The 10,679-nt window shown below is 61.3% G+C and carries 4 protein-coding genes and 2 pseudogenes; 5 read left to right on the top strand and 1 reads right to left on the bottom strand.

All coding sequences use genetic code 11. The annotated features are described in order from the left end of the window. The first annotated feature begins 14 nt into the window (after window positions 1-14). The 5 genes and pseudogenes from OPU66_RS04655 to OPU66_RS04635 all read left to right on the top strand — a co-directional run bounded on the left by OPU66_RS04655 (window position 15) and on the right by OPU66_RS04635 (window position 8,204). A pseudogene (locus tag OPU66_RS04655) lies at window positions 15-771 on the top strand (IS5 family transposase). A 291-nt stretch (window positions 772-1,062) separates the two neighbouring features. Beyond that, on the top strand, window positions 1,063-1,413 hold the full coding sequence (locus OPU66_RS04650; protein WP_498552437.1) for a type II toxin-antitoxin system RelE/ParE family toxin: 351 nt from the start codon (window positions 1,063-1,065) through the stop codon (window positions 1,411-1,413). Further along, entirely contained in the window at window positions 1,410-1,697 is a 288-nt protein-coding gene (locus tag OPU66_RS04645) for a helix-turn-helix domain-containing protein (RefSeq protein ID WP_498552436.1), read from the top strand. Before OPU66_RS04650 ends, OPU66_RS04645 begins: the two co-directional genes overlap by 4 nt. Before the next feature lie 641 nt (window positions 1,698-2,338). After that, window positions 2,339-5,053 carry a PD-(D/E)XK nuclease family protein gene (locus OPU66_RS04640; protein WP_498552435.1) on the top strand — a complete coding sequence of 905 codons (2,715 nt, stop codon included), beginning with the start codon at window positions 2,339-2,341 and terminating at the stop codon, window positions 5,051-5,053. Further along, window positions 5,046-8,204: a UvrD-helicase domain-containing protein gene (locus tag OPU66_RS04635; RefSeq protein WP_498552434.1), complete on the top strand. Its 3,159-nt coding sequence runs from the start codon at window positions 5,046-5,048 to the stop codon at window positions 8,202-8,204. The genes OPU66_RS04640 and OPU66_RS04635 overlap by 8 nt, the downstream gene beginning before the upstream one ends. Before the next feature lie 1,654 nt (window positions 8,205-9,858). On the opposite strand, the pseudogene OPU66_RS04630 reads toward OPU66_RS04635, so the two are convergent. Next, window positions 9,859-10,599 (bottom strand): annotated as a pseudogene (locus OPU66_RS04630) (IS110 family RNA-guided transposase); the annotation flags it as partial. Window positions 10,600-10,679: the final 80 nt, after the last annotated feature.

Genomic DNA, 10,679 nt, shown 5'->3' with positions numbered 1-10,679 from the left:
GTGAGGAGACCCGGATGAGCGACCTGTTTTGGCTGACTGAGGAGCAGATGGAGCGCCTGCGGCCCTCCTTCCCAAGAGCCACGGCAAGCCCCGCGTTGATGATCGACGGGTGCTGAGCGGCATCGTGTTCGTCAACCGCAACGGCCTGCGATGGCGCGACGCCCCAAAGGATTATGGTCCGCACAAAACGCTCTACAATCAGTGGAAGCCGTGGGGCGAGCGAGGAGTGTTCGTCCGCATGATGGAAGGGCTGGCTGCGGCGGATGCCGAGCAAAAGACCGTCATGATAGACGCGACGTATCTGAAGGCGCACCGCACGGCATCGAGCCTGCGGGTAAAAAAGGGGATCTCGGCCGCCTGATAGGCCGCACGAAGGGCGGCATGAACACGAAGCTGCATGCCGTTGCCGACGCGAACGGCCGTCCGTTGACCTTGTTCATGACCGCCGGCCAGGTCAGCGACTACACCGGCGCGGCAGCGCTGCTGGACGACCTCCCCAAGGCGCAGTGGCTGCTCGGCGACCGCGGCTACGACGCCGACTGGTTCAGGGATGCTCTGCAGGCCAAGGGCATTCGGCCCTGCATTCCGGGCCGCAGGTCACGTAATGAGCCGGTCAGGTACGACAAGCGCCGTTACCGGCGCCGCAGCCGGATCGAGATCATGTTCGGCTGCCTGAAGGACTGGCGGCGTGTCGCCACCCGCTACCACCGCCGCCCGACCGCCTTCCTCTCCGCCGTTGCCCTCGCAGCCACCGTCATCTTCTGGCCATGATCAACGAGTCCCGACCCTAGTCATTCTCAGGCAAGTGAGATCACCGACGCGCCCAATCGTAGCCCGGACGGATTTTTCCAGATGCATCCGTGGCTTGCGAGCGCCAGCGGCTGAGGCGGGGATGATGGACAGGCCGAAGACCCCCAGAGGCGGTTTTCTGGCCCGGCAAGGCCAGCGGCTGAGATGGTGAGAGTGGCGATGCCCCGATCAAGCGCGGATGTCACCCGATCGGCAGGCGCGGGCCAAGCATAACCGGTATGTGTCATTGACCTATATGTCATTGGCGCATATATGGCGCTCACGACCACCTTGCAGACCGTTGTCGAGCTGCCGGAGTTCATCCGGCGCGCCAAGGCGATCATGACCGACAACGAGCGTGTGGCGCTGGTGGAATATATCGCGGCCAACCCGGAGGCGGGCATCTCGCTGGGCAGCGGATTGCGCAAGGTCCGCATACCCCGCGAGGGCAGCGGCAAGAGTGGCGGCTACCGGACCATCCATGTGTTCGGCGGCATCCATATGCCGATCTTCCTCGTCACCGTGTTCGCCAAGAACGAGAAAGACAACCTGACCAAGGCCGAGCAGGCCGCAGCCGTCGCGTTGGCGAAGGCGCTGGTCGCAACCTATGGAGACCGTAGATGAGCGCTTATGAGAGCATCATGCAGGGGCTGAACGAGGCGCTGGACTATGCCCAGGGCAAGGAGACCGGCGCGATCGTCCACCAGATCAAGGTGCCCAGCGTCGATGTCGCGGCGATCCGGGCCAGCACGGGCCTGTCGCAGGGCGCGTTCGCACGCAGCATTGGTGTCGCCAAGGGGACGCTGCTCAACTGGGAACATGGTCGCCGCCATCCCACCGGCCCCGCCCAAGTGCTGCTCGCCATGATCGCGAAGAAGCCGTCGCTGGTGAGCGAGTTGCTGCGGTAAGAGGGCCGCGATGCTACGCATCGGACCCATAATTCGGATACACACCTCACGCACGGGTGAATGACGGTTTTCTGCGGGTTTCGCGGGATGCTATCCGCACGCTCTTGATAGTGGTGACCGGCCCCCACGGATTGGTCCGTGTGTTTTATTGGTGCATCGTCATGTCGGCTGCGCAGATCGTCCGAAGGTGGAGCTAAGCGGGGCCGGAGAACGAGGCTTTCAGCAGCGTCGCTTCTGGTGCGGAGGGCTTGTACCCGAGGCTGTTGTGCGGAAGGATCGAGTTTCATACCTCGACCTGCACACTGGCTTCGGCGAGAGTGTAGGAGACGCGCCGTCGCGCAGCTTGTCGCCGCACGAGCCACTGATGGACGCGCTTTTTCCAATCGGCCATGTGCTGCCCGGGGGCGTTAAATTGGGTCTGCGCCTTGATCCGGCCGAGGCGGTCCCGCACTGCCTCCCTTGGCGCCATCGCTTTCGCAGTCCCCATGATCTTCTGGCTTCGATCAGTGGGCTCCGGCCCTTGTCCATGTTGGAGGAACGCCCGTTAGTGGCTCAGGCAGTGCTACGACCAAATATGTCGCAGCTGATGTGCAGGAAAAGGGCAGGGCTTGGTGCGACGAGTGTCGGGGGGATTCGTTTGAATGTTTGAGAATTGCCATCTTCGGATCGGCGACGCGCCATTTGCGAGCTGCATGCCGCTCAGCCCGCAGCTTCTGGCGAGCCTCTACGCCTTGCCTCACTGTACCGAGAAGCCCCTGCGCGAGGTCCTCGAAACACTTGGCGACAATGTGCCTTGGGCGGAGAGCTTCGCGGTCGCCCCGGAACAGACAGCCGCGGCCATCGCGACCATGCTGCGCCATCTGATGATGGCCACGCGAGACCTGGAGCCGGCATCCATAACGACCGATGCTTTGCCGTCGGATGGGCGGGCCCGCATCCACATCGATGCGCTAAGGGATCTGTGGCATGCTTATCCAGCCATTGTGCCGTCTGACTTGGCAACGTTGAAGGCATTTCTGGCATGTGAAGCGGCCGATGCATTGCAGTCGTTTCATGTCATTTGGGACCAGACCTGCACCCAGCTGACATCTCTCGAGCGTGCTGTGCTCGAGCACCTTGAAAGCCATCACGGCAAGCTCGACGAGGAAGACATTGACCATGTGCGGTTGATTTCGGACCGCGAGATTTGCCGCGCGCCTGCCTCGGTCCTCGCCGGTCATGTCCAACGGTATCTTCTGGACCCGTCGGCCCCGACCGCGCCCATGGACGACAGCCTCGCGGTTCTCTCCGTCCGGGATGCATTGACTGAATGCGAAGCGGCCGCAGCCATCGTCCAGCGCTGGCTCGCCGAAGATCAAACTCTCGCCACCAATGAGATCGGCATCATTCTGCCATCCGGCACCGAATACACCCACTACCTGTCCGAAGCTTTCGGGCAGGCCGGCCTTCCGACATCGTCCTTGCCCGGTGTGCGGGACCGCAGAAATGTTGGGGGTGAGACGCTCCTGCATTTCCTGCAATGCCGGCGGCGCCCAGCGCCTGCCATGGCGCTCGCCTCGCTCTATTGCTCCCCGATCCTTTGCTGGCCCCCGGAGGTGGGCACGGCCCTGGCTAGCGCGGTCATGGCCGGCGATTTTCAGCCGATGCTGGTGCAGAGCCTTAGTGGGAAACAGGCGGCGCTGTTCTCGCTCATTCGGTCAGCATCACCTGCGACGAACGGTCAGCTCAAGGAGCAGATACGCTCCTTCCAGAGGCTGCTCACTGAAGATGAGACCTTCGCGTCGGATTTAGCCGAAGCGAAGCAGCTAGCATCGCGCCTCGTAGCCGCTCTGGGCAATGCTAATGATGCCGCCGAGGCAGAACTGGAGAAGGCCATTCAAATGGCCGCTGCTTATCAGGCGCCGCCTTGCCCTCGGGGGGACTACTTCCTTGGCGGCATCTCGGTGATGCTCGCCCGTGAAGCGCCCAAGCGGCAGTTCCGCAAGCTTCTCGTTCTTGGCTTCAACGATGGCGCCTATCCGCCGTCTCCATCGGGGAATCCGTTCTTCCTCGATAGCGAGGTTGTGGCGATTGCCGGGGCAACTGGCTTGCAGCTGCCGTCACAGGCTAAGCAGCTCGATGCTGCGCTGGAGCTGTTCGCACGTCAGATTAGAGCTGCCAGTGAACAGGTGATCTTCCTCCTGTCAGAACGCGATCGTGGCGGCAGCCTTCGTTCCGTCTCGTCGAGCTTGCCTCTTATCGCGCGTCTCATCGCAGGCTTGGAAGACCCAGAATCACTGGTCGTGCCGCTGACGCATAGCGAAGGAACGATCTGGGATAGGCTGGTGGCCTGGAAGCCACGTCCCGTGATGAAACCGCTCCTGCCACTTGAGGTGCCGAGCCATTACGAGTTCGATCTCGATCTCCTTGGTCTGCGCAAGAAGGATGATGGCAGCCCGAGGGCGCAGAGCCCGAGCCGTCTCGAAAAGCTGCTCATCAGCCCACTGGCCTGGGTTTTGGCCGAACTCGGCGCCGAGCATGTTTCGTGGCAGCCGGAGGCGCTTGACGTCATGCTGCGCGGCTCGCTCGCGCACGAGGTGTTTGAGCGCTTGTTCCCGCCAGGCAAGGATCACCCTTCGAACGAGGTCATCGAAGAGAAGGTGCCTGAGCTGCTGCTGGAGCGAATTCGTGCGATTGCGCCATTTCTGCAGACGGCGGCCTGGGCTGTCGAACGCAATACGCTCGAGGCGGAGATTACCAAGGCGGCCAAGCACTGGTCGATGGTCCTCAGAGCGCTCGATGCCGAGATCGTGGGCAACGAATTCTGGCTCTCAGGCACCCTGTTTGGCCATCCCGTGCACGGCAAAGCTGACTGCCTGCTTCGCCTTCCCGATGGGCAGCCGATTGTCGTCGATTACAAGAAGAGCAGCTCGGGAACGCGGCGCCAGCGCCTTCAAAAAGGCTGGGACCTGCAGGTCGACCTCTATCGACGCATGACCGTGCGCATCGATGAGCGCAGCCCTGAAGGCGTTGTCCGCATCGGCGAGACCCTGAGCGGTTGGTCCAAGCTCCCGGCAGTTGCCTACCATACGCTCAATGATGGAAACGTCCTCCTCAATGGGATCGAGGTGCTCGATAGCACTGAGGTCGAACTCGTTGCCGGCGACATCGCTGCCAATGCACTTGCCCTGATTTCGGCTCGGTTCGAGGCTCTCAAGGCTGGCCGGCTGGAAACAAACACAACGGCCGATGCCAAATTCTTCCAAAAGGCAGCAGCCCTTGGCACCTACGCCTTGGAAGACAGTCCGTTGATCACCGCCTTCATGCGGGACGACACCACTCCCTCCGTAACCCTTCCGGACGATCAAGATGACTGAGCTTTCAATTGTACCCGCAGGGGCAGGAGCGGGCAAAACCCACCATATCCAGGAAACCCTCACCCAATGGGTCAGGGACGGCACGGTGCGGCCCGAGAAGATCCTCGCGGTTACCTTTACCGAAGCCGCAGCCGGAGAGCTGCGGCAGCGGATCAGGGGCGCGCTGATTGCGGACAGCAATCTGGTAGCAGCGCTGGCTGTCGAGCGAGCCTATGTCTCTACCATCCACGGGCTAGGCCGCCGTTTGCTGATCGAGCATGCCTTCGCATCGGGGTCATCCCCCCAGCAGCGCCTGATCGCCGAAGACGAGCAAGACTTGCTGATCCGCCGCTCGATCGAAGAAAATCGAGGACTGAGCGAGCTCACCCGCAACCTGGCCGCTCTTGGCTATCAAGGAAGCTTCTCCTCCGACGAAACCGCAGAGGACAGCTTTCGCAAGAGGTTGCTCGGCGTCATCGCTTTGTTGCGAACGCTAGGACCGCGGGGCAGCGATCCGGCCATGGCCGACTTTGTCGAGGCATCCATCCGAGCCGGGTATGGAGCTCCGATCGGCAAATCCGATACCCTGGCAGCAGGGCTGAAGAAGGCTGTCGATGCCTTGCTTCACACCTTTCCACGCTCGCTCGCTGACGAGGCAGGCAATGCCGCCGCCAAGACTGCTTTCCGCGAGAATTTCCGTGCTCTGAAGCAAGCTCAGCAGCTCCTTGCCGGCAATGGTAAGGACTGGCGGCTATGGCAAAGGCTGCGCGACCTCCGTCTGTCGAAGCGCGGCACTCCGACCCCTGATGGCTACGATGATCTTGCAAATGCGGTCATGCTGGCAGCCAACAGCCTGATTTCTCATCCCGGACCGCTTGAGGATGCGGTCTCGCATGCGCGCGCTTTGGTGGAAGGCGCACAGTCGGCGATGACGGACTACGAAATCCGCAAGCGTGAGCTTGGCGTCATCGACTTCAGCGACATGGTCACAAACGCCGCGCGGATCCTCGAGGAAAAGCCAGCCGTGCTTGGCGCCATCATGGACGAGGTCGACTGCGTCATTGTCGACGAGTTCCAGGACACCAACCCGATCCAGTTCACCTTCCTGTGGGCGCTGGCCCGCAAGGCCAAGCGTGCATTGATCGTCGGCGACACCAAGCAGGCGATCATGGGCTTCCAGGGCGCGGATCCACGGCTAACCGTCGCCCTTACTCAGCAGTTTGAAACCAGCCCCCTCGACCGGAACTGGCGTTCCGATCCGCGCATTATGGAGTTCGTAAACGCGCTAAGCCCGTGCCTATTCGGAGACGATTACACCGCGCTCGCCGCGCAGAACGCCGCTGGGCACGACACCGCCCTGGAAGTCATCGAGTTGGCCAACAAACGCGGCGCCCGCTCTGGCGGAAAGCCCCAGCATTTCATCGCTGATCGGCTCCTGTCTTTGCTGACGGATGATCAGGTCACCATCGTCGACAGGCATTCCAAGGCCCTGCGCGATCTGGAGCCGCGGGACGTTGCAATCCTGTGTCCGACGAACGGCCACTGCGCGAGCTACGCGACTGCGCTGCGTGCGCTGGGATTGCCAGTCCGCGTCGCAGAAGGCGGCTGGTGGCAAAGCAAGATCGTCCAGGCTGCGTGCTTTGCTCTCCGCTTTGCCGTCGATCCTGCAGACAATCACGCAGCTATCTGCACTGCCACGCTCGGGCCGGGGGCAACATCTCTCACGGAAGCCCTCGGCGCGCTGGCCCGTGAGGGCCGCCTCGAGACACCCGAGCTAGCGGCTTTGCAGGGACTTTGGCCGGACTCCCTCGCGACGCCCGTGGACAGACTGGTTCACCAGGTGATCCAGGTCGCTGGACTGCGGGACTGGTGCGACCGGCTTGACGACCCAGCTCAGATGAGAGCGGATCTCCTTCGCTTCGAGGCTGAAGCGGCGGCTTTCATGGAGGCACACCGCGATATGCGGGAAGCCTCCGGTTTCTATGGCCAGAGTGCCAATGTTTTCCTTGGCTGGCTCGAGAACAAGGTCGGTTTGAAGGGTGAGGACCTCCGTCCGAATCCCGCCGGCGCCGAGGCCGATGGTATCGAGATAGTGACCTGGCATGCCTCGAAGGGGCGGGAGTGGCCCGTCGTGGTCGTGTGCGGTCTGGATCACAAACTTGACCCGCGCGCCGGAACGTTCAGCACAAAGTTTCCGGGTTTCGACGATCTCGATCATGTGATCGAACGGGCGACACTTGCCTATGCTCCCGATTTTGCCGCTCCAGAGGCGACTGCGCGCTTTCTCCACGAGCTCTATCCCGAGAGTGAAGAAACAGCGCGCCGATTGCTTTACGTCGCTCTGACCCGTGCGCGTGATCGCTTGATCATCGAATGGCCGCAGGATGACGACAAGGTTGAGCCGCCCTTGCCGATCACGGCGCGTCGTCTTTTGAACGACGTCTGTGGCATCAAATTGCAGGGCAATCAGATCACTGTCGGTTCGGCGAACTTCCCGTCGCGCATGACGATCTGTGACAAGGAGATCCCGGCATCGTTCGATACGGAAGCTGGCGTCCGCTTGGCGAGCAACAACCGCGAACCCAGATTTGCCATTGAAAAGCGAGCCGTCGGCCCACTGGTTTCGGTGGTCAGTCCTTCGCAGGCCGTCGCCACCGCGCGGCCGCTGCCTCGTCAAATCGAGACCCGGGAGATTGCCGCAGGTGTCCGGCTCACTGGATCGGATCTCGCCCAGGCAACGGATAAGGGAACTGCAGTCCACGAAGCCTTGCGGATTTTGCTATGCAGGCCAGATCTGCGGGGCAGGGTGAGCCAGCACTGCCGGGTCTCCGACGCTGAGGTCGAGCTTCTCGCGCAACAGGCGCAAGCGCTTCGTCAGACCCTCGCGGAGCTAGGCTATCCGCGCCTGCATATCGAACAGCCAATCGAGCTCGCACTGCCCGACGGAGGAAGTCAGAGCATCATTGTCGATCTCATCGCTGAGGGAGCAGAAGGCTTCATGATCGTGGACCACAAAAGCGGCATGGTTGCTGATCATGTGGCGCGATTTGGAACTTACTGGCCGCAGCTGGCGGCTTACAGCGATGCCGTCGAATTGAAGGCAGGGAAGCTGGTTCAAAGCGCAGCCGTATTCTGGACCGAAACCGGAGAGCTGACTGTGGGGCAGAGGTAAGGTGATGCTCAGGCGTCAAACCAAAGGAGGCAGTGCTTGGTATCCTTCGGCATGACTTAGGCGCGCCTTCAACACGCCGTTTTGGCCGCATGTCCTCGCGACTAAGTCGATTGGCCAGGAGGGCCTGGATTTTCACAGCTGGTGCCAGAGGATTGTCCATTGGGATCTGCCGGCAAGTCCGATTGATCTCGAGCAGCGGGAAGGGCGGATCGTGCGGTATGGTGGTCTCATGGTGCGCCGCCCACTGGGCGCAGAAGTCGGCTACCACGCGCTTGGCTGCGAGAATGACGAAAGATCACCGTGGACTCGGGCTGCGGCGCTGGCGGAAGAACAGTACCCCAATGAAACGGGGCTCTCACCATGGTGGACCTTCAAGAATGCCGACGTTGAGCGTCACTCCTTACTTTGGCCAAAAGCATGGACATCCCGCGGTTTGATCACCTCCAGCGTCAGCGCTTGCTTTACAGACTAGCTTTGGGGCAGGCAAATCAGACGGATTTGGTCAACCATCTAGCTAAAGGCAGCGACCACAAGATTGTTGCCATGAGTAAGCTTGCTCTTGATCTCCGCCCGCGATCCAACGGGTCAGGCGATTGACGAAGGCGCCGGGTTTCGGAGTGTCCAAATGCAGTTTGATGTATGTCGGGAGCGAGCTCTCGCAACCTTAGGCGAGGCGATGGCAAAACTGCGAGATGCGGCTCCGATCGGCGAGGCTGAATTCCAATTCAATCTATCTGATCTCGTCAGTCGCAAAGCCGCAGAGACCATTGTCGATCAGGTGCGAAGCTGCTGTAACGTTCCGTCAAGTGTGATCTACTGTTTCGAACTGGAGGATGTATCAGGGTACACGTCACTCAGGGAGAGTTTCGGCCGTAGGGCTGCCATCTGTGATCAAACCGGCAAACAGCTATGTTACAGCCGACTTCTGAATGGAGACCACCCGAACGCGCTTTATGTTGGAAGCTCAAGATCCTTTACAACTCGGTTCGCACAACACCTCGGACTAACGGGCGGCGCTGGAACGTACTCGATGCGCCTAAACCGATGGGCATCAACGGAGCACTTAGAGGTGAGGACACGGCTTTGGATATTTCCGGCTGGGGTCGACGCTTGGACACTCGAACTTCTGGAGCAGGCTCTTTGGGACACGAGGCGGCCTCTTCTGGGCAAGCGAAGTGGGCGTTAGCTCGATAGGGAATGAAGATCAGACAACAATATGATCACCGGATCGTGCCGTTTTGTCTGTGAAAGGGACTCTCTGCGACGATTTTTTCGTGTAATGGCTTTAGCTTACCTCAATGATTGAAAACCATCGGACAAGCATCACCGATCCCATTCAGATCCCCACAATAAATGCCGGGCTAGGTCGCATCGGGATCAGGGGAGCATGTGTGGACGACCCCTGCGGTGCAAGAGCTTTTGTGAGGCGATGAGCACCGGTCGGGTGCATCCATGTGTTCGGCCTGTTCGTGCAGCACCGCATGGCTGCTGGCCCTGATGAAGTCCGCGGATCGGGTCCCTAATCACGTCATCGCGCTCGAAGCGCTGTGCTCCCCTGGGCTTGTTCGATCCCCGGTCTGACCGGTTTGTCATCACCACTCAGCTGCCCTTACACCACCCTGCCGCCCGCCTCAGCGGACGGCAAGGACAGCGGTCACGCGGCAGCCGCCGCGTAGACCTCCTTACGCGCCATCACCGCCCAAGCGATCCGCGCTGTTTTGTTGGCGAGCCCGACGGTGGCGATCTTTGTGGGCTTGCGCTCGAGGAGCTGAGCCAGCCAAGGTTGTCGACTGGCATCTTTGCGCGCCATCCGCATCACTGCTGTTGCGCCCACCACCAGTAGCTTGCGAAGGTACCCGTCGCCCTGCTTGCTGATGCCGCCGAGCCGCTCCTTCCCGCCAGAACTATGTGGTCGGGGCGTGAGACCCAGCCACGCCGCGAACTGGCGGCCCGACCTGAACAGCAACGGGTCCGGCACGGCCGCAGCGATCGCGGAGGCGGTGATAGGACCGATGCCGGGGATGGTAGCAAGCCGACGGCTTGTGTCATCGGCCCGGTGCCACCCGAGGATCTGAGCCTCAAGCCGATCGATCTCGCTCCCGAGCGATCGCAACTGAGCGCCGACGGTTTGGAGCGCCGATCGCGCATGCGCTGGAAGCGTGTTCTGCTCCTCATGGAGCAGCTTCATCAGCGAACTAACACCACCTGGCCCCTTGCTGGTGACGATGCCATACTCAGCCAGATGTGCTCGCAGGGCGTTGATCAATGCCGTGCGCTGACGGATCAGCAGATCGCGCGTCTTGTGCAACATCAGCACTGCTTGCTGCTCAACGCTCTTCACCGCAACGAACCGCATCGTCGGCCGGGTCACCGCTTCGCAGATCGCCTCGGCATCAGCGTAAGCGGTGTGCTCAGGCCACGGCGGTCCACGGCATCAGCTCGCCGACCGCATTCGCGGGGTGACCGGCAGCAAGC

The sequence above is a fragment of the Sphingomonas sp. URJC2 genome, assembly GCF_059803575.1.
Note: the sequence above shows the minus strand (reverse complement) of the source record. Positions and strands in the feature narration are given on the sequence as shown.

Bases quoted from the DNA above. Each gene is read 5' to 3' on its own strand.
- OPU66_RS04635 (WP_498552434.1), top strand. From the start codon at position 5,046: ATGACTGAGCTTTCAATTGTACCCGCAGGGGCAGGAGCGGGCAAAACC.
- OPU66_RS04640 (WP_498552435.1), top strand. From the start codon at position 2,339: ATGTTTGAGAATTGCCATCTTCGGATCGGCGACGCGCCATTTGCGAGC.
- OPU66_RS04650 (WP_498552437.1), top strand. From the start codon at position 1,063: ATGGCGCTCACGACCACCTTGCAGACCGTTGTCGAGCTGCCGGAGTTC.
- OPU66_RS04645 (WP_498552436.1), top strand. From the start codon at position 1,410: ATGAGCGCTTATGAGAGCATCATGCAGGGGCTGAACGAGGCGCTGGAC.